Source organism: Pseudorhizobium marinum (genome assembly GCF_000705355.1).
In the GTDB taxonomy this organism is placed as follows: domain Bacteria; phylum Pseudomonadota; class Alphaproteobacteria; order Rhizobiales; family Rhizobiaceae; genus Neorhizobium; species Neorhizobium pelagicum.
Window position 1 is genome coordinate 120,572 of sequence record NZ_JMQK01000002.1, and the last position, 22,267, is coordinate 142,838.

Sequence of the window (22,267 nt, forward strand, 5' to 3'; positions counted from 1 at the left end):
CCTTATCGGAGGCCGGCGCGTCACCCGTTGACGAAGGCCATGTCTTCGCGGGTGAGCGGCACGTTGCGCAGCTCCCTGTTGACCAGGAAGTTCTCCGTCTCCTCGGCGGTGATCGCCAGCTCGACCGTCGCGGCATAGCGGGAACGGAAGGCCTCGATGATCTCCTCGACGATCACCTCCGGCGCAGAAGCGCCGGCCGAAATGCCGAGCGTACCGATGGCGCCGATCTGGTCCCAGTCCAGCTCGGAGGCGCGCTGCACCAGCATGGATTGTTTCGCCCCTGCCCTCAAAGCCACTTCCACCAGTCTCTTCGAGTTGGACGAATTAGGGGCGCCGACGACGATGAAGAGATCGCAGCCGGGGGCGGCTTCCTTGACGGCATCCTGGCGGTTGGTGGTCGCATAGCAGATCGAATCGGCCGCCGGGGCCTGCAGCAGCGGGAAGCGCTCATGCAGCTTTGCAATGACGCCTGCCGTGTCGTCGACGGAGAGCGTCGTCTGCGTCACGAAGCCGAGGTTGGCGGCATCTGCGGGGACGTAGACTTCCGCGTCCTCGATCGTCTCGATCAGCGAGACCGTGCCTTCCGGCAGCTGGCCCATGGTGCCGATGACTTCTGGGTGGCCGGCATGGCCGATCAGGATCACATGACGGCCGAGGCGCTGGTGGCGCATGGCCTGCTTGTGGACCTTGGACACCAGCGGGCATGTGGCGTCGAGGTAGAAGAGGTTGCGGGCCTGGGCATCCTCAGGGACCGACTTCGGCACCCCGTGCGCGGAGAAGACCACCGGCTGCTGGCGGTGCTCCGCCGGGATCTCGTCGAGTTCTTCGACGAAGACGGCGCCCTTGGCTTCCAGCCCTTCGACAACATAGCGGTTGTGGACGATCTCGTGGCGGACGTAGACGGGCGCGCCATAGGCCTTCAGCGCCAGCACGACGATCTGGATCGCCCGATCGACGCCGGCGCAGAAGCCGCGCGGGCCGCAGAGGCGGATCGTCAAGGGCGGCTTTTCGACTGGCTGATCGACGTGGATATTCATTCCGTTCCGCTGCTTGGTGATTGGCAGATGTGGTTCATATAGGCGAGCGTGTCCGCGCTCGCCAAGGAAAACTTTCGTCAGACCGCATCATCCGGCTTTCGCCGGCGCAGGCCGACAGCGATCACGACAACCACCAGCGCACCCGCCAGCCCGTACCAGGTGACGGCATACTGCAGGTGATTGTTGGCCAGGGAGAACTGGGTGACCCCACCCTGCGGCAGGCCGCCGGGTACGGTCTGGGAGGCATCGACGTCCATGAAGAAGGGCAGCACGAGGTTTGCATCCACCCCCGTGGTGGATGTCATCGTCGACAGGTCCTTCCAGTAGAAGATGTTCTTTGCCGGATCGTTTTCGGGAACGATGGCGGACGGCTTCTCTAGAAGCTCGGCACGGGCGTAACCGGTGACGGTGACTTCGCCCGTGACCTGTCCTTGCGCCCGCAGCGCCGGGTCCTTCAGATCATAGGGCACGAAACCGCGGTTGACGAAGAGAACCGCCCCATCCTCCAGCCTCATGGGGGTATAGACGTAAAAGCCGGGCTGGCCATTGTGGGTGGCGAAGAAATGCCGCTCCCCCCCGTGGTCGAAGGTGCCGCTGACGCGCATGGTGCGGTATTCGATGTCCTCGCCGCGCGAGAGCATGGCGGCCACCTCTTCGGCGCCGATCGGCGGTGCATTGCGCCGCGCCGCCATGTCGGAGAGCAGTTGCTCCTTCCACTGCAGCCGCTGGACCTGCCAGGTGCCGAGTGTCAGCAGGACCGCCAGGACCGCCAGCACCAGAACCCCGGTGATCGCCATCTTGGTTCGTCCGCCACCGTATTTGCGCGGTGTTTCCGTCATCTGGTGCGTGCCCCGTGTCATGCAAATCCCTCGAAAGCAGAAGGGCGGCTTACGCCGCCCTCCCCCTTGAACTTGGTGATCGTGATCGCCCGGATCAATGGGCGAGCGGCGCGCCCCAGCCACCCCAGATGTAGATGGAGAAGAAGAGGAAGAGCCAGACGACGTCGACGAAGTGCCAGTACCAGGCAGCCGCCTCGAAACCGAAGTGCTTGGTGGGGGTAAAACCACCGCGCATGGCACGGATCAGGCAGACCAACAGGAAGATCGTGCCGACGAAGACGTGGAAGCCATGGAAGCCCGTGGCCATGAAGAACGTCGCGCCGTAGATCGAGTTGGAGAAGGCGAAGGGTGCGGTTGCGTATTCGTAGACCTGCACGAAGGAGAACAGCAGACCGAGCGCCACCGTCAGCGCAAGACCGCTGACGAGGCCCTTGCGGTCGTTGTGCAGCAGGGCATGGTGCGCCCAGGTCACGCAGGTGCCCGACAGGAGCAGGATGACCGTGTTGTAGAGCGGCAGGTGCCAGGGATCGAGAACCTCGATGCCGGCCGGCGGCCACTGTCCGCCCAGGAATTCCGTCCGGGTCGCCTGGATGGCCTCATTGGCATAGAGGCTGGCGTCGAAGAAGGCCCAGAACCAGGCCACGAAGAACATCACCTCGGAGGCGATGAACATGATCATGCCATAGCGCAGGTGCAGCGAGACGACGCGGGTGTGGGCGCCCTCGCGGCCTTCCTTGATGGTATCGCCCCACCAGCCGACCATCGTGTAAAGAATGATCGCCAGGCCGATGTAGAACAGCCACGGCGAGGCCCAGTTGACGCCGAGCATCTCGAACGAGCCACCATTCAGGTAGCGCATATAGCCGACACCGCCGAACGTGATGACGAAGGCACCGATGGACGCCAGAAGCGGCCACGGGCTCGGATCGATGATGTGGTAGTCGTGATTTTTCTGATGCGCTTCGGCCATGTCAGAATCCCCAGGTCCATGCTTCTCTGTCGGCGAACCGGCAGAACCTCTCAAAGTTGCCCATTGGCTGACTTACCCTTTTCCTGCACTGCTGCAACCGGCTTTGCGGGTTGCGCAGGGTAGAAAGTGTAAGACAACGTGATCGTCTTGATGTTTTTCGTCTCTTCGGCCTTGGTGATCTCCGGATCGATGAAGAACACCACCGGCATTTCCAGCGTCTCGCCGGGCTGAAGCGTCGTCTCGGTGAAGCAGAAGCACTCCACCTTGTTGAAATAGGCTCCGGCTTCCATCGGCGTCACGTTGAAGACGGCCGTGCCGGTGGTCGGCTGGCTGGAGCGGTTCTTCGCGGTGAAGTTGACCTGAACGGTTTCGCCGATCTTCGGCACGATACCCTTGGCGGCCTTGAACTCCCAGTTCAGACCGTTCGACGTATTGGCGTCGAAGGTGACCGGCATCGTCTGCTCGAGAATGGTGTCGGAGTACTGTTCGGTCCGCTGGGTCGTTCCGTTGTAGCCGGTGACCTGGCAGAACAGCTGGTAGAGTGGAACGGCCGCATAGGCCATGCCGACCATGCCGCCGGCGAAGACGAAGCAGAGCGCCATGATCGCGCCGTTGCCGAGGCGCTTGCTTTGCTGAGGCTTCGAAGCAGGGTTCATCGTCATCTCCTCAGTTCCCCAGCCCGCCAACCTTGACGAGCGTGATGACGTAGAAAAGCAGCACGAGTCCGGCCAGGACGAGTCCAAGCGCGACATTGCGGTTGCGGCGCGACTTCTTCTGCTTTTCGGTGACTTTGACGGTTTCGATCACAGCAGACCTCCTGCGAGGTTGAAGAGCCCGGCCGCGAAGTGGTCCGCGAGCAGCGCCGAGAAGATCGCAAACAGGTAGAAGACGGAATAGGCGAACATCTTCTTTGCCGCGACCATCTTCTCATCGCCGTCCGGCATCCGCCAGACGGCGATGGAACAGTAGATGAAGACGGCGCTGAGGACGGCGGCAAACAGGCCATAGCCGATCCCCGCGAGGCCGGTGAAATAGGGGCCGACGGCGACCGCCGCAGTCAGCACGGTGTAGACGACCATCTGGGTCTTGGTGGACCGCTCGCCGGCGACGTTCGGCATCATCGGAATGCCGACGGAGCCGTAGTCGCGCATCTTGAACAGGGCGAGCGCCCAGAAGTGTGCCGGCGTCCACAGGAAGATGATCAGGAAGAGAAGGATGCTGTCGAGCGTCACGCCGCCGGTGACGCAGGCATAGCCGAGCATCGGCGGGAAGGCGCCGGAAGCGCCGCCGATGACGATGTTCTGCGGCGTCGAGCGCTTCAGCCACATCGTGTAGACGACGGCATAGAAGAAGATCGTGAAGGCGAGAAGCGCGGCGGCGAACCAGTTGACCGCCAGGCCGAGGATGATGACCGAAAAGACGGAGAGCGTCAGGCCGAAGGCAAGCGCCTCCCGCGGCTCGATCCGGCCGGTCGGAATGGGACGCTTTGCCGTGCGCGACATGATCGCGTCGATGTCGGCGTCGTACCACATGTTGAGCGCACCGGAGGCGCCGGCGCCGACGGCGATGCAGAGAATTGAAATCAGGCCGAGAACCGGGTTGATCTCACCCGGCGCAAGGATCAGGCCAACGAAGGCCGTGAAGACCACGAGCGACATGACGCGGGGCTTCAGGAGCTCGAAGAAATCGCGAGCACCGGCTTCCGACAGGTGGAAACCCCCGTCCAGACCTACTGCTTCGTGATTGTCTATTACCGTCATCATGCCGTCCTGTCTTGGTTTCAGGGCACCGCTGGCGCGGTGCCCTGTCTGTCTGATCAGCGGATCTTCGGAAGCTGTTCCCACTGGTGGAACGGCGGTGGCGAAGACAGCTGCCATTCGAGGGTGCTGGCGCCCTCGCCCCAGGGATTGTCGCCGGCGATACGCTTCTTGGCGAAGGCTTCCCATGTCAGATACAGGAAGATCAGGACGCCGACGAAGGACAGGTAGGAGCCCATCGACGAGACGTAGTTCCAGCCTGCATAGGCATCCGGATAGTCGATGTAACGGCGCGGCATACCGGCAAGACCGAGGAAGTGCTGCGGGAAGAACACGAGGTTCACGCCCACGAACATGACCCAGAAGTGCAAGTTCCCGAGCCTTTCGGAATACATGTAGCCGCTCATCTTCGGGAACCAGTAGTACCAGCCCGCAAAGATCGCGAAGACGGCGCCGAGCGACAGGACGTAGTGGAAGTGGGCCACGACGTAATAGGTGTCATGCAGCGAGCGGTCGAGGCCGGCGTTGGCGAGCTGGACGCCCGTGACGCCGCCGACGGTGAACAGGAAGATGAACCCGATCGCCCAGATCATCGGCGTGCGGAAGGTCAAGGAACCACCCCACATCGTTGCGATCCACGAGAAGATCTTGATGCCGGTCGGAACCGCGATCACCATCGTGGCGAACACGAAGTAGCGCTGCGCGTCGAGCGACAGGCCGACCGTGTACATGTGGTGGGCCCAGACGATGAAGCCGACGGCGCCGATCGCGACCATGGCGTAGGCCATGCCCAGGTAACCGAAGACCGGCTTCTTGGAGAAGGTCGAGATGATGTGGCTGATGATGCCGAAGCCGGGCAGGATCAGGATGTACACCTCAGGGTGACCGAAGAACCAGAACAGGTGCTGGTAGAGGATCGGGTCACCGCCGCCTTCGGGCGAGAAGAAGGTCGTGCCGAAGTTGCGGTCCGTCAGCAACATGGTGATGGCGCCAGCCAGAACCGGAAGCGACAGAAGCAGCAGGAAGGCGGTGACGAGCACGGACCAGCCGAACAGCGGCATCTTGTGCAGCGTCATGCCGGGCGCGCGCATGTTGAGGATGGTGGTGATGAAGTTGATGGCGCCGAGGATCGACGATGCACCGGAGACATGCAGGGCAAAGATCGCCAGATCGACCGCGGGTCCCGGATGACCGGCCGACGACAGCGGCGGATACATCGTCCAGCCACCGCCTGCGCCGTAGGCACCGGCAGGGCCTTCCACGAAGAGCGAGAGCAGGAGGAGCAGGAAGGACGGCGGCAGCAGCCAGAACGAGATGTTGTTCAGGCGCGGGAAGGCCATGTCCGGAGCACCGATCATGATCGGGATCATCCAGTTGGCAAAACCACCGATCAGGGCCGGCATGACCATGAAGAAGATCATCACCAGGGCGTGTGCCGTGGTGAAGACATTGTACATGTGCTTGCCGCCATCGATGGCAGCATCGCCTTCGAAGCCGTAGACCATCGCGGCGAGGCCGTGGAAGATCTGGATGCCCGGCTCCTGCAGCTCCATGCGCATGACGACGGACATCAGGCCGCCGACGATACCCGCAGTGATCGCGAAGATCAGGTAGAGGGTGCCGATGTCCTTGTGGTTGGTCGAGAATAACCAGCGGTTGACGAAGCCCGGCTTATGGTCGTGGTGTCCGTGCGCGTGTGCATCGCCGTGCGAGGCATCGCGAGGATGAGCATGATCGTCGTGAGCAGTTGGTCCAGCCATTGTCCTCACTCCTCGTTAGTTGTTTTCGGTCGCCGCGACGCGGACGCCAGCTTCAGTCGGCTGACCGGCCGACGCCATGAGCGCACGGTTGGCACCGGTGAGGTCCTCCTGCGCAGCCGCCGCCCAGAGAGCATACTGCTCGTCGGAGACAACACGGATGGCAATCGGCATGAAGGCATGGTCCTTGCCGCAAAGCTCGGAGCACTGCCCGTAGTACAGACCTTCTTTTTCGGCCCTGAACCAGGTTTCGTTCAAGCGACCCGGCACGGCGTCGATCTTCAGACCGAAGGCAGGCATGGCGAAGGCGTGGATGACGTCGGTCGGCGCAGCCGTTACCAGAAGCCGGACAGTCTTGTTGACCGGGACGACCATCTCGTTGTCGACGGCCAGAAGGCGCGGATAGGCCGCGACATCTTCCTTGCCGATCTCGGCGCGGTCGGCGTCCTGCAACATGTAGGAATCGAAGGCCAGCGGCTCTTCTGCACCCTCGTACTCGTAGTTCCAGAGCCACTGCGTCGCAGTCGCCTTAACCGTCAAGTCGGGATTGGTCGGCATCGTCAGCTGGGCGTTCAACAGGTTGAACGACGGAATTGCAATGAAGAAGAGCACGAGAACCGGACCGATGGTCCAGAAGATCTCGATCAGCGTGTTGTGGCTGGTGCGCGACGGCACCGGGTTGGCGCTGGCGCGGAACTTCATGACCACGACCACCAGAAGGATGAGCACCAGGAAGGTGATCGGGACAATGAACCACAGGGTGTAGTTATTGAACCACTTGATTTCCTGCATGATCGGGGTGACCGGGGCCTGCAGGTCCACCTGCCACGGCGTCGGCTGGTCGGCAAAACCGGCAGAAGCAAAAAGCAGACAGATGAGCGCCGTCATCACCGCAAGAGCTCTGTTCATCACAACTATTCTCCTCAGGCGTTTGATCTCAGTCAAATCGAAACGCAGAATCCAGGCTATGTGGTCTGCTTCAATCACAGTTTGCCGGTTGCCGCAATATCTTGCGGGAAAACCCCGTGCGGCATTTTTGCGCTCTGTCAAATGCATATGCCGAAACGTGTTTTAGCGCCTTTCGACATCCTCCGGCAACGGCACAGATCCACCCGGGTCCCATTTTTGCCTCACTCCATTGGAATGAGGGCGGGGCTTTTCATTTCGGGCGGCGAACGCCATGAATAGCGCACCGATTCGCCATCTAGGGGGTTCCATGGGTCGTTCTTCGATCATCGCCGCTTGTCTCGCGGCTGCCGTTGCCGGCTCGTCGCTTCCCGCAGGGGCCCAGCAGCCTGCTGCGCCGGTTCCGCAGGCGCCGAGTCAGGAACGAGTGCCGCAGCCGACGTCGCCGCAGCAGCCTGGAACGGTCCGGGAAAATCACGGCGCCTGGTCGATCATCTGCGACCGCCCCGCCGGTGCCACCACCGAGCAATGCGCGCTGATGCAAAACGTCATCGCCGAAGACCGCCCGGAAGTCGGGCTTTCGGTGGTTATCCTGAAGACCGCCGACCGGAAGGCAAAGATCCTGCGCATCCTCGCGCCGCTCGGCGTGCTGCTCAAGGACGGCATGGAACTCTTCGTCGACAACAACAACATCGGCCGCGCCTATTTCACCCGCTGCTTCTCCGAGGGCTGCTATGTGGAGGTGGAGATCGACGACGAGTTGATGCGGATCCTGCGGGCCGGGACGAACGCCGTCTTCGCGCTGCGCGAATCGGTGGACCAGGACCGCGTCGGCATTCCGATCGAGCTCAACGGCTTTGCCGCCGGCTACGACGCCCTGCCCTGACCTTGCTTCGGCCTGCCGCCGGACCTACATCGGTCGAAACGCTTCCGGACATACAAAGGGAAGCGAAGGAGCACAAGCATGACCAACGATCTTCTCAACCTGTTCGACTGCGACGAGGCGCGCCTGCGGCGTATCCTGGCGGAGACGCTGAACGGCGCCGACGACGGCGAGCTTTTCGTTGAGCACGCACAATCGGAATCGCTGACCTTCGACAATGGCCGGCTGAAGGGCGGAAGCTTCAACACCGACCAGGGTTTTGGCCTGCGGGCGGTGGCCGGCGAAGCGGTCGGCTATGCCCACTCGGGCGAGCTTTCCGCTGCAGCGCTCGATCGCGCGGCTGACGCCGTGCGCGCCGTCACCGCCGGCCATTCCGGCTCCTATGCGGCCGCGCCACAGCGCAGCAACAAGAAATACTATGGCGACGAGAACCCGATCGGCCAGCCGAGCTTCGAGGATAAGGTCAGGCTGCTGACGGAGATCGACGCCTATCTGCGCGGCAAGGACCCGAAGGTCCGGCAAGTGACGGCGACGGCTGCGGCGAGCTGGCAGGTGGTCGACATCCTGCGGGCCGACGGTCACCGGGTCCACGACATCCGCCCGATGACGCGCGTCAACATCTCCGTCGTCGTCGGCGACGGCGACCGGCAGGAGTCCGGTTCCTTCGGCACCGGCGGCCGGATGGGTTTTGGCGATTTCGTTGCCTCCGGCAACTGGCAGACGGGCGCCGACGAGGCGCTGCGCCAGGCGCTCGTCAATCTCGAAGCCATCGACGCGCCGGCGGGCACCATGGATGTGGTGCTCGGCAACGGCTGGCCGGGCGTGATGCTGCACGAGGCCGTCGGCCACGGACTCGAAGGCGACTTCAACCGCAAGAAGACCTCGGCCTTCGCCGGGCTACTGGGTGAAATGGTCGCCTCGCCGAACGTCACCGTCGTCGACGACGGCACGATCGACAACCGGCGCGGCTCGATCACCGTCGACGACGAGGGCACGCCATCGGCCTACAACGTACTGATCGAGAAGGGCAAGCTCGTCGGCTACATGCAGGACCGGCAGAACGCCCGGCTGATGGGCATGGCGCCCACCGGCAACGGCCGCCGCCAGGGCTATTCGCATGTGCCGATGCCGCGGATGACCAATACCTACATGCTGTCGGGCGAGAAGACGCCGGAAGAGATCATCGCGTCGGTGAAGAAGGGCATCTATGCCGTTTCCTTCGGCGGCGGCCAGGTGGACATCACGTCCGGCAAGTTCGTCTTCGGCTGCACCGAAGCCTACATGATCGAGGACGGCAAGATCGGTCCGGCGATCAAGGGCGCGATGCTGATCGGCAACGGGCCGGAAGCCATGCAGCGGGTTTCCATGGTGGGCAACGACACCCAGCTCGACACCGGCATCGGCAATTGCGGCAAGGGCGGCCAGTGGGTTCCGGTCGGCGTCGGTCAGCCGCACCTGCGGATGGACCAGGTGACCGTCGGCGGCACCCGCACCTAGGGACGCCGTCGTGGCCGAAAACGCGCTCGTGCCGGAACTCGCCGTCAGCGATTGGACGGTAAGTCGCGCGTTTTACACCGGTCTCATCGGCTTTGATGTTCTCTACGAGCGCCCGGAGGAAGGGTTTAGTTACCTGACGCTCGGCGCGGCACAGCTGATGATCGACCAGATCGGCCTCGGGCGCACCTTCGACATCGTGGATGCTCCTCTGCAAAAACCCTTCGGGCGGGGCCTCAACCTGCAGATCCGCGTGCCCGATGTATCTCGCATTCTGGCGCGTCTGGCTATGGAAGACGTCCCGCTCTACCTGCCGCTCGAGGAAAAATGGTATCGCCGCGACGACCACGAGGTGGGTAACCGCCAGTTCGTCGTCGCCGATCCGGACGGCTACCTGCTGAGGCTTTTCGAGGATCTGGGGGAACGCCCCCTTTCCGCGCCCCGGAACTGAGATGCAATCTGTCCGTCACCGCGGCTTCAAAGTTTAGCAGGTTGACAGCCGGTGTGGGGCGAAGCGAAATGCGTCTCGCCCGCCCGCAGAGCCCGCCTCATGTCCCTCTTCGACCATCTCGCCGCTCAGATCGCCGACCTGTTGATCGCCCATCCGGTGCAGCAGATCGCGCTTCTCTTTGCGACCGCCCTGGTTGCCGGCATGGCGCGCGGCTTCTCCGGCTTCGGCGGTGCCCTGATCTTCGTGCCGCTTGCGAGTGCGCTTGCCGGCCCGAGGGTTGCCACGCCGCTGCTGCTGGTCATCGACGGAGTCATGACGCTCGGCATGCTTCCGGATGCCTTGAAGCGGGCCGATCGCCGTCAGGTCGCGACGGTGCTGATCGGTTCGCTGGTCGGTGTCCCGGCCGGTACAGCGCTTCTGGCGCTGGCGCCACCGCTTGCACTGCGCTGGGCAATCTCATTGATCGTGCTGGGGCTGCTCGTCTTCCTGATCAGCGGCTGGCGCTACACGGGACGACCGAAGCTGCCGCTCAGCATTGCAACGGGCACGGTCGCCGGCCTGTTTGGCGGCATTTCGCAGCTTTCCGGGCCGCCGGTGGTCGCCTACTGGCTGGGTGGCGCCATTCCGCGTGCGACCGTCCGCGCCAATCTCGTGGTCTATTTCGCGCTCGCCTCCGTCATCTCGGCAATCTTCTACGTCAGCGCCGGGCTCCTGACGTCGGCAAGCCTGCTGTTGGCCTTCGCCGTCGGGCCTGGCTACGGCGTGGGCCTGCTGATCGGTTCCAGCCTCTTCGGCCTCGCAGACGAGGCGACCTTCCGGCGCATCTGCTACACGCTGATCGGCGCAGCCGCCCTGATCAGCCTGCCGCTGATGGACAACCTCCTGCCGTAGAGCCACCGGCAATCCTTCGATTGCCGCGTTCAAGAAACATTAAGGCCGCGATCATACCCTTGGTCTCCGGAGGTATGGGTCGTGAAGCTAATCGATATACAGCACAGGGCAAAAGGCGTCTGGCGCCGGGGGGGAAAGCGCAACCTGATTGCCGGTGCGCTCAATGCCGCCTATTTCGTCAGTCGAGCCGGCCTGATGGGCCAGGCCCGGGGCCGCGGCGCGATTTTCACGCTGCACCATGTGCGCCCGCTGCAGCAGCCCGTCTTCGAGCCGAACGCGCATCTGGAGGTGACGCCGGAGTTCCTCGACGCGGCGATCTGCAAACTACGCGCAGACGGCTACGAGTTCGTGCGACTGGACGAGGTTCCGGCGCGCCTGCAATCATCCAGTACGACGCCCTTTGCCGCCTTCACGCTGGACGACGGCTACTACGACAACGCGCAGCATGCCCTGCCCGTCTTCGAGCGACACGGCGTGCCATTCACCATCTTCATCACCCGCGGCTTTTCCGAGCGCACGCACTCTCTCTGGTGGGAAACCCTGGAAAAGATCCTTCCCCGGCGCGACAGCCTGGAGTTCGACTTCGGCAAGGGGCCGGAGACGATCGACCTCTCGACATCCGTGCGGGTCCAGGACTGTTTCAAGAAATTTGTCCGATACGTCTGGGAGAACGACGAAGCGGACGCCGTCCGCCACATCGAAGCCCTGGCGCGCCGGAACGGGATCGATCCGCTGGCACTGACCGCACGCCTTGTGATGGGGCCGGACGACCTGAAGAAGCTGCTCGAGCATCCGCTCGCCTGCCTCGGCGCCCATACGATCAGCCATCGGGCCATCAGCCGCCTGTCTCCGGAAGATGCCCGCGAGGAGCTGCGCCAGTCCGCCGACTGGCTGGAGCAACTCACCGGGAAACGTCCGGCGACCTTCGCCTTTCCCTACGGGACCCGCGAGGCGGTGTCGGCGCGCGATATCGACATCGCCAGGGAGCTCGGCTTTTCCGTCGCCGTCCTGACCCAGCCGGGCACACTTTCGGAGCAATCCCTGGACAAGCTGACAGGCCTGCCGCGGATTTCCCTGAACGGCTATTTCCAGCGACCGAAATACGTTTCCGCACTGGCGTCGGGCATTCCGTTCCTGGCTCCACGGCGCTAGAGCATTTTGACGCAATTCCGTCCGCGAAACCGGTTCCCGGTTTCGCTGGAATTGCTCCAGGTCAGGGGTACATCCTGACCTTTTCCCAGGCGCCCTCGGGAGAGGAGCGCCGGAACTCCATGCGGTCGTGCAGGCGAAACGCGCCGTCCTGCCAGAACTCGATCGACAGCGGCTTGATGCGGAAACCGGACCAGTGCGACGGCCGGGGGATCTCGCCGATGGCATAGCGGGCGGTGTATTCCGCCACGGCCTTCTCCAGCGCAAAGCGTCCCTCCAGCGGGCGGGACTGCTTGGAAGCCCAGGCGCCGATCCGGCTGCCGCGCGGGCGGGTCGCATAATAGGCATCCGCCTCGGCGTCGGTCACCACCTCGACCTCGCCGCGCAGGCGCACCTGACGCCGCAGCGACTTCCAGTGAAAGCACATCGCCGCCTTCTTCTGGCCCAGAATTTCGGTGCCCTTCTGGCTCTCGAAGTTCGTATAGAACACGAAGCCGGCCTGATCGTAGCCCTTGAGGAGCACCATGCGGACGTTCGGCAGGCCGTCCCCATCCACTGTCGCGAGAGCGACGGCAGAGGGATCGTTCAGCTCGGACGCTTCCGCATCCTTCAGCCAACGGCCAAACAGGGCAAAAGGCTCGCTCTCCTCGGTAAAGTCACCGGTTGTTAACCCGCTTACAGACATATTGACTTAATTACTCCCGACTGATGAATTTGCCCGTGACTCACGCCCGGACAGGACGCAAGGTGGTACTGATAGCAAAGTCGAACACCCGCACAAAGGGGGCCATGCGCAAGGTTGCGTGTATCCTCGTCCTGGGGCTGGCGGCGCTCTCAACTGTTTCCTGTACCAGCAGCCTGGACCTGTTCGACAGCGCGCCGAAGCCCGACCGTTCGATCTCCACGGGCAGTGTGCCGGAAACCCGCTCAGAGACCACCCTTTCCGACGAAGCCACCGTGCGCAATGCCGTGTCCTCTGCAGATCTTGCAAAGGTGGGGAATGCGCCGCTGCCCTGGGCGAACGCAGCAACGGGCAGCGCCGGTGTGGTCTCGACGATCCGGGAAGCGCGCAGGGCGGACCAGGTCTGCCGCGACTTCACGACGACGCGCCATTCCTACGAAGGAATCGCCATGTTCTCCGGCCAGGCCTGCCTGACCGGCAACGGCGACTGGTTACTGACAGCTTTCGATCGTCAGTAGACCTTTAACCCTGACCGACGGCTTGTCGGACTCCGTAACCACTGATTCAGGACTCTGCTGGTAGCCTCCGGACACGTGGGGATTTCCGGGTCAGAGGAACCGGCAGACTCCACTGGCGTTCTACACGAATATCGGGGTCCGATCAGCGGACCCTACCCAGTTGAACCGGTGGTCATTGATGCGCGATCCCTATTCTGTCCTTGGTGTCCAGCGAACTGCCGATGCCGACGAGATCAAGTCGGCATGGCGGTCGAAGGCGAAATCGATTCACCCTGATCACAATCAGGACGATCCGACGGCCACCAGCCGGTTCGCGGAAGTGGGCCGTGCCTACGACGTGCTGAAGGATCCGGAGCGTCGCCGACGCTACGACCGCGCCGCCGACGCCCATCAGACCATCCTGCAGCAGCGCCAGGCGGCACGGGAAGCGGCCGAACGCGCCGCAGCCTCCAAGGCCAACGCCGAGAAGGTCATGGAAGAGCTTGCCCGGGCGAATGCCCAGCGTGCGCAGGCGCAGGCAACAGCCAAGGCCCAGGCGAAAGCAGATGCGGGCGCTGCCGGCGAGCCCGCGGAAGACATGGTCGAGCGCATCTTCGGCCCCGCCGGCGATCCGAAAACCAAGACTGCGGGTGCCGCGCCAGGAGCATCATCCGGAGCGCAGCAGAAGGCCTCTCAGACAGCACCCAATGCCGGTGCCGGTGCCGGTGCCGGTGCCGAGGCAGGAGAACAACCGTCAGCCGAGGACAGTGCCAAGCCGGATGCCGAGGTGGAGCCCCAGCCGCTGGCCGTCCAGGCGGTCGATCTGATCGCTTCGCTGGTGCGCCGGATCCGCGGCGTCCCCTCGGGACCGGAAAAAGCTCCCGACCATTCCGTCGTGGCGGTCGCCACGTTGGACGATCTTCTGAAGCTGAACTGGCTGACGATCACGCTGCCCGAAGACCGGGAAGTCCGCCTTCCGCTGGAAGCCGGCATGACCGACGGCCACACCGCCCGGCTGAAAGGCCAGGGCCTGAAGGTCCAGGGCATGCAGCGCGGCGATCTTCTGGTGACGATGCGGATCAAGCCGGACAGCCGCTTCCGCGTCGATGGCTTTGATCTTCACACGGTGCTGCCGATCTCGCTGGAAGATGCCGTCCTCGGGACTGAGCGCGACGTCGAGACGCCGGAAGGCGTGCGGTCGGTCACAATCCCCGCCTGGTCCGGCTCCGACCGCACCATCGCGCTGGAGGGACTGGGGCTGCACAACGACGAGGGCGGTCGGGGCAGCTTCATCGTCGAGATCCGCGTCCTGCTTCATGAGAAGCCCGACGAGAAGATCACGGACCTGATGCGCCACATGCGCGAGGGTCTCTACATCTGAAACCCGCCAGCGCCTGAGCACCCATTGTTACGGTGCCTTACATGAGATGATCCGCGCCAACTTGAACGGCTGTCCAGCCTATGCGATAGGCAACCTTCAAATTCAGCAGGCGACTTTGGTCTCAGAGGACATAGCATGGTTCAGGCTTCCGGCCTTATGGCAGGCAAACGCGGCGTCATCATGGGCGTTGCCAACAATCGGTCAATCGCCTGGGGGATCGCCAAGGCCATTCATGCGCACGGTGGCGAAATCGCACTGACCTATCAGGGCGAGGCCCTGAAGCGCCGAGTGGAACCGCTGGCCGCCGAGATCGGCGCCATCGTGGCCGGTGACTGTGACGTCGGTGACGAGGCCAGCATCGATGCAGCCTTCGCCGAGATCGAGAAGATCTGGGGCAAGATCGATTTCCTGGTGCATGCCATCGGCTTTTCCGACAAGGACGAGCTCACCGGTCGCTACGTCGACACCAGCGCCGACAACTTCGACAAGACCATGCGAATCTCGGTCTATTCCTTCACGTCCGTCGCCCGTCGCGCCGAGAAGCTGATGACCGACGGCGGATCGATGCTGACGCTGACCTATTACGGCGCCGAGAAGGTGATGCCGAACTACAACGTCATGGGCGTCGCCAAGGCGGCGCTGGAAGCCAGCGTCAAATACCTCGCTGTCGACCTCGGCCCGAAGAACATCCGCGTCAACGCCATTTCTGCCGGTCCGATCAAGACGCTTGCGGCCTCCGGCATCGGCGATTTCCGCTATATCCTCAAGTGGAACGAATACAACGCGCCGCTGCGCCGTACCGTCAGCATCGAGGACGTGGGCGATGTCGGGCTCTACATGCTTTCCGATCTGTCGCGTTCCGTCACCGGCGAAATCCATCATGCCGACAGCGGCTACCACGTGGTCGGCATGAAGGCCGTCGACGCCCCAGACATCTCCGTCGTCAAGGACTGATCGCAAGGACGTCTGCCGTGCTCATCTACATGATCCGACACGGCCAGACGGACTGGAATGCGGAAGGGCGCCTGCAGGGCCAGCAGGACATACCGCTGAACGAGATCGGCCGTGCGCAGGCGACCCGCAACGGCAGCACCTTGCTGTCGTCTGCCGGAAGCGCGATCGCCGATTTCGACTTCGTGGCCAGCCCCCTCTCCCGCACGCGCGAAACCATGGAGCGGATGCGCCAGGCGATGGGCCTTGAACCCGGCGCCTACCGCACCGACGAGCGCCTGGTCGAACTGTCCTTCGGAGACTGGGAGGGTCAGACGCTCGAAGAGGTAGGGCGCGTCGCACCCGAGCGGCTTCTTGCCCGGGTCGAGCAGAAGTGGAGCTTCATCCCGCCGGGGACGGCTGCCGAAAGCTACGAGATCCTGTCATGGCGCGTCGGCGCCTGGCTGCAGTCGATTTCCCGCCCGACCGTCTGCGTCACCCATGGCGGCATCGTCCGGTCGATGTTCCGGCTGGTCGGCGCGGTGTCGGAAGACGAAGCGGCGACGATGGACGTGCCACAGGACAAGATCCTGAAGGCGGATACCGAAGCGGGAACGCTCGAGTGGTTCTGACGGCGCAACCGGTGGATGCTACTGGACGATTTCCAGATCGTCGACCATGCGACTGCCATCCACCTCGGTATAGAAGACGACGACCTTCACCCCTGATTCCAGCCCTTCGAAGTTGAACTCCTCCGGCACCTTGTAGGTCTTGCCGTCGTCGAGCGTCAGCGTCAGATCGTTGACATCGACGCCATCGATCCTCGCCTCGACGTCCGAACTCTGCGCGAAGCCACTCAGCGGCGACAACAGGCTGGCGGTGGCGAGCAGAGCAGCAATCAGGAAGCGCATGAGCGTTACTTTCGAAGCGATCTTCGGGGTGTTTCGACGATGCAAGGATAGCCTCCCGATTGTGGCGAAAATCGCCCGCGCTCATGACATTTTCGGTACAAGTATGGACTGCAGTGTTCACTTCGATCAAGCGCCCGGCGGCAGTTCTCCATCGGATTTATCCATCCATGGCCATATTCACGCTTCCGGCTTTGCTTAAATAGCCAAAGCTTATGGCAATCGGACATTAACCCGACGGTGCTAGATCTAGCCACATGGGGTGCAACGGGCTAGGGGCGAATGGATCATAGGAGCTTGCGGTCGCTCGCGGCGCGTCTCAACAAAGCATTCAAAAAGGTCCACATTCCCGTCGCGGCGGTCACCGCGACCGCGATGGCGGTGATTGCCGTTGGCGTCGTACTGGATCAGCGGCACCAGCAGAGATACCAGCAAGAGCTGCGCAACCAGACCGAGGAAGCCGCAGCAGCGCTCGCCCGCCGTCTCGTCACGACCATCGAGTCGGATATTGCTGCAGCTCAGCGCCTCAGCCAGCTGCTCGGCGGTCCGGTCGAGGGCACCGGGCAGATCCTTCACAGATTTGTAGAACAGGAACTGGCCAAGAATCCGCGCCTGATCGGCTTCGGTCTTGCGCCGGGCTTCAAGCTGGCGCGGGTTCTGAGCCGCGCTCCGGTACCCGGATCGAAGACCGCCGGCCCCGACGCAAAGCTTGCCGAAATCATCCAGGGGCCGCTTGCTCTTCAGAAGCTTACGCTGATGAGCAATCCGGGCATGGACTTCCTCACCCTCATCCATCCGGACGAGGCGAAGGCCGGCGCCAAACCGGCGGGTGCGGTCCTGGTCCTGATCGACAAGAAACAACTGATGCTGGATGTCGGGTTCGACTCATCCTCTGCGGATACTCAACTGCCGGCGCTTGACTGGTTGACGATATCGGTCCGCGACATTCGGGAAACAAAGGACCAGTTCTTCTTCGGAGACAGCGCCCTCGATCACCTGGCGCCTGTGACCTGGAGCCTGTCGGTTGCCGATGCGACCTGGCAGATTCACGCTGTGCCCGCCGCCGGCTGGACCATGTCGGCCCCCGACCAGATGCAATATCGCTTTTCGCTGGCACTCGGCGGGCTTGCACTGATCATTCCCATCCTCATGGCGAGCCTGCTGATCGGCGAGCGCAACCGCAATATCGCCGCGCTGAAGGTGCGCGAAGCCAATCTGCTGGAGCTGTCGCAGCGCTTCAGCCTGGCCATGGAAGCCTCCAAGATCGGCGTTTGGGAGGTTATCGGCGATGGGCAGCACCTGTTCTGGGACGACCGTGCGGCAGCCCTGCACGGGTGCCAGGGGAACGGCCTCGAAAACCGCCTGGAGGAATGGCTGAACGCCATCTATCCGGAAGACCGAGCTTCGGCCGAAGCCCATTTTTTCACCTGCATCTGCGCCGAGCACACCTGTACCGAAACCTATCGCATCGCCACGCCGGACGGCGCAGTCCGCCATGTCCGCTCGGCCGGCGCAAGCTATCGCAATCCCGATGGAAGCATGCGAACGGCGGGCATCGTCTGGGATGTCACCTCCGATGCGATGATGACGCAGACGCTGCGGCAGGCCAAGCAGGTCAGCGACATCAAGAACGCCGAACTGGAACTTGCGCTCGATGAGATTTCGCGGCGCGAGCAGGAACTGGAGGAGCTTTCCAACAAGCTCGACCTCGCCCTTGCATCCTACAGCTGCGGGATCTGGGAATTCGATCTCGCCACCAACACGGAACGCTGGGACGAGCGGATGTGCCAGCTCTACGGCGTTCCCTACACCAATGGCATCGTTTCGAAGGAGCAATGGCTGGCCTTCATCCATCCGGACGACAGGAAGGCTGCGCTCGACGTATCTTCGCGGCTTCAGAACCGCGACATGAATGACGTTCTGCTGGTCCGCGTCCTGCAGGCTGACGGCAGCGTGCGCTATGTTCGCTCGGTCGGCCAGCTGCAAACCGACCGGAACGGCAACAACAAGATTGTCGGGATTGCCTTCGATGTGACCGAGGATGCGCTGCTGACGGCCGAGCTGACGACGGCAAAGGCAGAGTCGGACGCAAAGAACATGGAACTCGAGATCGCCAAAAGCCGTATCGAGCACAACGCGCTGCACGATCCACTCACCTCGCTCGCCAACCGCCGCAAGCTCGATGTGGAGCTTGACGGGATCTCGCGTGGAAGCCGCGACGAGCGCCAGACGTTTGCAATCCTGCACCTCGACCTCGACCGCTTCAAGCAGATCAACGATACGCTTGGCCATGCCGCCGGCGATGCGATGCTGGTGCACGCCGCCAACGTCCTGTCACGGACGGTCCGGCAGACAGACATTGTTGCCAGGATCGGCGGCGACGAGTTCGTGATTGTCGCCAGAGGCACCAACAGCCAGGAGGAAATGGCACAACTCGCCAACCGCGTGATCACCGAACTGCGCCAGCCGATCGATTTCGAAGGTTTCGAGTGCCGTTGCGGCGTCTCCATCGGCATTGCGATGGCAAGCGGCCTCAACATCGACGCGCGCCGGATTCTGGTCAATGCGGACATGGCCCTCTACCGCGCCAAGGCGATGGGGCGCAATCGCCACGAGTTCTTCACCCAGAACCTGCAGGCCGAGATCATCAGCCACAAGCGCACGGCCGACGAACTGCTGGCGGGCATCGAAAGGCAGGAGTTCGTCACCTGGTACCAGCCGCAGTTCGACGCCGTGACAACCGAACTGACGGGAGTCGAGGCGCTGGTGCGATGGCAGCACCCGCATCACGGCATCCTGGCGCCGGACCGCTTCCTGAAGATCGCCGAAGACCTCAACGTCACCTCGCTTCTCGACCATATCGTGCTGGAGACCGTTCTGCGCGACAAGCAAAGGTGGGCCCAGATGGGACTTCACGTGCCGAAGGTCTCGGTCAACGTCTCCTCCCGCCGCCTGCACGACCAATCCCTTGTGGAGGTCCTGACCAACCTCGATATTCCGCCGAACCAGATCTCGTTCGAACTGGTGGAATCGATTTTCCTCGACGAGCACGAGGATATTGCGGCGACCAACCTCGAACAGATCAAGGCGCTCGGCATCGACATCGAGATCGACGACTTCGGCACCGGCCACACCTCCATCGTCAGCCTGCTGAAGCTGAAGCCGAAGCGGCTGAAGATCGATCGCCAGCTGGTGATGCCGATCCTGCATTCGCCGCAGGAGCGGGCGCTGGTCCGCTCCATCATCGAGATTGCCCGGTCGCTCGGCGTCGAGACCGTCGCGGAAGGCGTCGAGACGATGCAGCACGCAGCGCTGCTGCGCGAACTGGGATGCGATCTGCTGCAGGGCTACGCCTTTGCCCGGCCGCTTCCCTTCAACGACTTCACGACGATGGCGCTGGCGAACTGGACGAGGGTGGCGGCCTGACGGCTTGAAGAAGGGCTTGTCGCCTGCCGCCGTTGCCCTTAAGAAACCCGCGTCGGGGTACGGCACCAGCCACCCCTCCACGATTGGTCCGTCATGTCTCACAACACCTTTGGCCATCTTTTCCGCGTCACCACCTGGGGTGAAAGCCACGGGCCGTCGCTCGGCTGCGTCGTCGACGGCTGCCCTCCCGGCATCCGACTGACGCTTTCCGAGATCCAGAGCTGGATGGACAAGCGCAAGCCCGGCCAGTCGCGCTTCGTGACGCAACGGCGCGAGGACGACGTGGTGAAGATCCTGTCCGGCGTGATGCTGGACGAGGACGGCGAGACCTTGATCACCACGGGAACGCCAATCTCTATGCTGATCGAAAACACCGACCAGCGCTCCAAGGATTATGGCGACATCGCCCGTCGCTACCGGCCGGGCCATGCGGACTTCACCTACGACCTGAAATACGGCATCCGCGACTATCGCGGCGGCGGTCGTTCATCGGCGCGCGAGACGGCAGCCCGCGTGGCCGCCGGCGCAGTCGCCCGCAAGGTGCTGCCGGACCTCGTGGTGCGCGGCGCGCTGGTGCAGATCGGCAAGCACAAGATCAACCGCGCCAACTGGGATTGGGACCAGGTCAACGAAAACCCGTTCTTTGCACCCGATCCGCAGATCGTGCCGGTCTGGGAGGACTATCTCGATACCATCCGCAAGTCCGGATCGTCGATCGGCGCCGTCATCGAGGTGGTCGCGGAAAACGTTCCCGCGGGCCTCGGCGCGCCGGTCTACGGCAAGCTCGACCAGGACATCGCGTCGCTCCTGATGTCCATCAACGCCGTCAAGGGCGTCGAGATCGGCGAAGGCTTTGCGTCCGCCGAGCTCTCCGGCGAGGAGAATGCCGACGAGATGCGCATGGGCAACGACGGCGTGCCGCTGTTTCTCTCCAACCATGCCGGCGGCATCCTCGGCGGCATCTCCACCGGCCAGCCGATCGTCGCGCGCTTTGCGATCAAGCCGACCTCGTCGATCCTGACCGAACGGCAGTCGATCGATGCCGATGGCAACAATGTCGAGGTGCGCACCAAGGGCCGTCACGACCCCTGCGTCGGCATCCGCGCCGTGCCGATCGGCGAGGCCATGGTGGCCTGCGCCATCGTCGACCATTACCTCCGGGACCGGGGCCAGACCGGCCGGCTGCGATAAGGAAATTCCGCATGGCCTATGACCAGAAGCGCATCGTCGATGCCATCCGCGCCTTCGAAGCCGGCGAGATCGTCGTCGTGACCGATGACGACGACCGCGAGAACGAGGGCGACCTGATCGTTGCGGCCGTCCACTGCACGGCCGAGAAGATGGCCTTCATCGTCCGCCACACCTCGGGGATCGTCTGCGCGCCGATGCCGCGGGAAGAGGCCAAGCGGCTGAACCTCAACGCCATGGTGGCCGAAAACGACAGCGCCCATACGACCGCCTTTACCGTCACCGTCGACTTCAAGCACGGCACGACGACCGGCATTTCCGCCGACGACCGGACGCTCACCGTCCGCAATCTTGCCAACCCCAATGCCGGCCCCGCCGACTTCGTGCGTCCGGGCCACATCTTTCCGCTGATCGCCCGCGAGGGTGGCGTCTTGATGCGGTCGGGCCATACGGAAGCGGCCGTCGACCTCTGCAAGCTCGCCGGCCTGCCGCCGGTCGGCGTCATCTGCGAACTCGTCAACGACAACGGTTCGGTCATGCGCGGCGCGCAGGTGGCAGCTTTCGCCGAGAAGAACGGGCTGAAGCAGGTCTCCGTCGCCGACCTGATCGCCTACCGGCAGCGCAAGGAGACGCTGATCGAACTGCAGTCGAAGTTCGAGGTCGAGACTCCCTACGGCAAGGCCAAGGGCCATGCCTATTCCCTGCCCTGGGATCCGATGCAGCATGTGGCCGTGATCTTCGGCGACATCCGCGACGGCGTCGACATTCCCGTCCGGCTGCACCTGGAGAACGTCGCGGACGACGTCTTCGGGGTTCGCCGGTCGCTCGACACCTACATGCAGAAGATTGCCGAAGAAGGCCGCGGCCTGATCATCTACCTGCGCGAGGGTTCCGTCGGCGTCGGCCAGAAGGATCACGGACGCCGGCACCGGCATGACGAGGAAGTGCACGAGCAGGCGAAGGAACGCGACAACGAGTGGCTGGAAATCGGCCTCGGCGCACAGATCCTGAAGGATCTCGGCATCAGCTCGATCAAGCTCCTGACCCGCAGCGAACGCCACTACGTGGGCCTCGAGGGCTTCGGGATCCGGATCGCGGAAACGGTCATCTGCTGAGAAAAC

At 63.2% G+C, this 22,267-nt stretch carries 22 protein-coding genes; 12 read left to right on the top strand and 10 right to left on the bottom strand.

Going from position 1 to position 22,267, the window contains the following annotated elements; genetic code table 11:
* Positions 1 to 20: 20 nt before the first annotated feature.
* The 8 genes from ispH to coxB form a co-directional block, all read right to left on the bottom strand.
* Positions 21 to 1,037: a 4-hydroxy-3-methylbut-2-enyl diphosphate reductase gene (gene ispH / locus EO99_RS0102745; RefSeq protein WP_029617115.1), complete on the bottom strand. Its 1,017-nt coding sequence runs from the start codon at positions 1,035 to 1,037 to the stop codon at positions 21 to 23.
* Between the two features lie 77 nt (positions 1,038 to 1,114).
* Positions 1,115 to 1,876, bottom strand: coding sequence for an SURF1 family protein (locus EO99_RS0102750; RefSeq protein ID WP_037111000.1), 762 nt, complete (start codon positions 1,874 to 1,876; stop codon positions 1,115 to 1,117).
* Between the two features lie 94 nt (positions 1,877 to 1,970).
* On the bottom strand, positions 1,971 to 2,846 hold the full coding sequence (locus EO99_RS0102755) for a cytochrome c oxidase subunit 3 (RefSeq protein WP_029617117.1): 876 nt from the start codon (positions 2,844 to 2,846) through the stop codon (positions 1,971 to 1,973).
* Between the two features lie 50 nt (positions 2,847 to 2,896).
* On the bottom strand, positions 2,897 to 3,508 hold the full coding sequence (locus EO99_RS0102760; protein WP_029617118.1) for a cytochrome c oxidase assembly protein: 612 nt from the start codon (positions 3,506 to 3,508) through the stop codon (positions 2,897 to 2,899).
* A gap of 4 nt (positions 3,509 to 3,512) precedes the next feature.
* A complete protein-coding gene (locus tag EO99_RS27295; RefSeq protein WP_156034605.1) occupies positions 3,513 to 3,653 on the bottom strand; it encodes a hypothetical protein in 141 nt (46 codons plus the stop codon).
* Positions 3,650 to 4,606, bottom strand: a complete 957-nt coding sequence (gene cyoE / locus EO99_RS0102770; RefSeq protein ID WP_029617120.1) for a heme o synthase — start codon at positions 4,604 to 4,606, stop codon at positions 3,650 to 3,652. Before cyoE ends, EO99_RS27295 begins: the two co-directional genes overlap by 4 nt.
* A gap of 56 nt (positions 4,607 to 4,662) precedes the next feature.
* A complete protein-coding gene (gene ctaD, locus EO99_RS0102775; RefSeq protein ID WP_029617121.1) occupies positions 4,663 to 6,363 on the bottom strand; it encodes a cytochrome c oxidase subunit I in 1,701 nt (566 codons plus the stop codon).
* Positions 6,364 to 6,378: 15 nt separating this feature from the next.
* A complete protein-coding gene (gene coxB, locus EO99_RS0102780; RefSeq protein WP_029617122.1) occupies positions 6,379 to 7,269 on the bottom strand; it encodes a cytochrome c oxidase subunit II in 891 nt (296 codons plus the stop codon).
* A 307-nt stretch (positions 7,270 to 7,576) separates the two neighbouring features.
* Between coxB and EO99_RS0102785 the strand changes: the two genes are divergently transcribed.
* From EO99_RS0102785 to EO99_RS0102805, 5 genes are all read left to right on the top strand, one after another.
* Positions 7,577 to 8,152, top strand: coding sequence for an invasion associated locus B family protein (locus EO99_RS0102785; RefSeq protein WP_029617123.1), 576 nt, complete (start codon positions 7,577 to 7,579; stop codon positions 8,150 to 8,152).
* A 78-nt stretch (positions 8,153 to 8,230) separates the two neighbouring features.
* Positions 8,231 to 9,646, top strand: coding sequence for a metalloprotease TldD (tldD, locus tag EO99_RS0102790; protein WP_029617124.1), 1,416 nt, complete (start codon positions 8,231 to 8,233; stop codon positions 9,644 to 9,646).
* A 10-nt stretch (positions 9,647 to 9,656) separates the two neighbouring features.
* The gene (locus tag EO99_RS0102795) at positions 9,657 to 10,094 is read left to right on the top strand and encodes a bleomycin resistance protein (RefSeq protein ID WP_029617125.1); all 438 of its coding nucleotides are present in this window, start codon (positions 9,657 to 9,659) and stop codon (positions 10,092 to 10,094) included.
* A 99-nt stretch (positions 10,095 to 10,193) separates the two neighbouring features.
* The gene (locus EO99_RS0102800) at positions 10,194 to 10,985 is read left to right on the top strand and encodes a sulfite exporter TauE/SafE family protein (RefSeq protein WP_029617126.1); all 792 of its coding nucleotides are present in this window, start codon (positions 10,194 to 10,196) and stop codon (positions 10,983 to 10,985) included.
* Between the two features lie 96 nt (positions 10,986 to 11,081).
* The gene (locus tag EO99_RS0102805) at positions 11,082 to 12,137 is read left to right on the top strand and encodes a polysaccharide deacetylase family protein (RefSeq protein WP_029617127.1); all 1,056 of its coding nucleotides are present in this window, start codon (positions 11,082 to 11,084) and stop codon (positions 12,135 to 12,137) included.
* Positions 12,138 to 12,198: 61 nt separating this feature from the next.
* Here the strand turns inward: EO99_RS0102805 and pdxH are convergent, their stop codons facing one another.
* Positions 12,199 to 12,819 carry a pyridoxamine 5'-phosphate oxidase gene (gene pdxH / locus EO99_RS0102810; protein ID WP_029617128.1) on the bottom strand — a complete coding sequence of 207 codons (621 nt, stop codon included), beginning with the start codon at positions 12,817 to 12,819 and terminating at the stop codon, positions 12,199 to 12,201.
* Between the two features lie 62 nt (positions 12,820 to 12,881).
* Here pdxH and EO99_RS0102815 point away from each other — a divergent pair, with 62 nt between their 5' ends.
* The 4 genes from EO99_RS0102815 (at position 12,882) to EO99_RS0102830 (ending at position 16,256) form a co-directional block, all read left to right on the top strand.
* Positions 12,882 to 13,334 carry an RT0821/Lpp0805 family surface protein gene (locus tag EO99_RS0102815; protein WP_029617129.1) on the top strand — a complete coding sequence of 151 codons (453 nt, stop codon included), beginning with the start codon at positions 12,882 to 12,884 and terminating at the stop codon, positions 13,332 to 13,334.
* 178 nt (positions 13,335 to 13,512) lie between these two features.
* Positions 13,513 to 14,694: a J domain-containing protein gene (locus EO99_RS0102820; protein ID WP_029617130.1), complete on the top strand. Its 1,182-nt coding sequence runs from the start codon at positions 13,513 to 13,515 to the stop codon at positions 14,692 to 14,694.
* Positions 14,695 to 14,829: 135 nt separating this feature from the next.
* A complete protein-coding gene (fabI, locus tag EO99_RS0102825; RefSeq protein WP_029617131.1) occupies positions 14,830 to 15,648 on the top strand; it encodes an enoyl-ACP reductase FabI in 819 nt (272 codons plus the stop codon).
* Between the two features lie 17 nt (positions 15,649 to 15,665).
* On the top strand, positions 15,666 to 16,256 hold the full coding sequence (locus EO99_RS0102830; RefSeq protein ID WP_029617132.1) for a histidine phosphatase family protein: 591 nt from the start codon (positions 15,666 to 15,668) through the stop codon (positions 16,254 to 16,256).
* An 18-nt stretch (positions 16,257 to 16,274) separates the two neighbouring features.
* Here the strand turns inward: EO99_RS0102830 and EO99_RS0102835 are convergent, their stop codons facing one another.
* A complete protein-coding gene (locus EO99_RS0102835) occupies positions 16,275 to 16,535 on the bottom strand; it encodes a DUF1344 domain-containing protein (RefSeq protein ID WP_029617133.1) in 261 nt (86 codons plus the stop codon).
* Between the two features lie 294 nt (positions 16,536 to 16,829).
* On the opposite strand from EO99_RS0102835, the gene EO99_RS0102840 reads away from it, so the two are divergent.
* From EO99_RS0102840 to ribB, 3 genes are all read left to right on the top strand, one after another.
* Entirely contained in the window at positions 16,830 to 19,958 is a 3,129-nt protein-coding gene (locus EO99_RS0102840; RefSeq protein ID WP_235776746.1) for a bifunctional diguanylate cyclase/phosphodiesterase, read from the top strand.
* 93 nt (positions 19,959 to 20,051) lie between these two features.
* Positions 20,052 to 21,149 carry a chorismate synthase gene (gene aroC / locus EO99_RS0102845; protein ID WP_029617135.1) on the top strand — a complete coding sequence of 366 codons (1,098 nt, stop codon included), beginning with the start codon at positions 20,052 to 20,054 and terminating at the stop codon, positions 21,147 to 21,149.
* Positions 21,150 to 21,160: 11 nt separating this feature from the next.
* Entirely contained in the window at positions 21,161 to 22,261 is a 1,101-nt protein-coding gene (gene ribB / locus EO99_RS0102850) for a 3,4-dihydroxy-2-butanone-4-phosphate synthase (RefSeq protein WP_029617136.1), read from the top strand.
* The last annotated feature ends 6 nt before the right edge of the window (positions 22,262 to 22,267 follow it).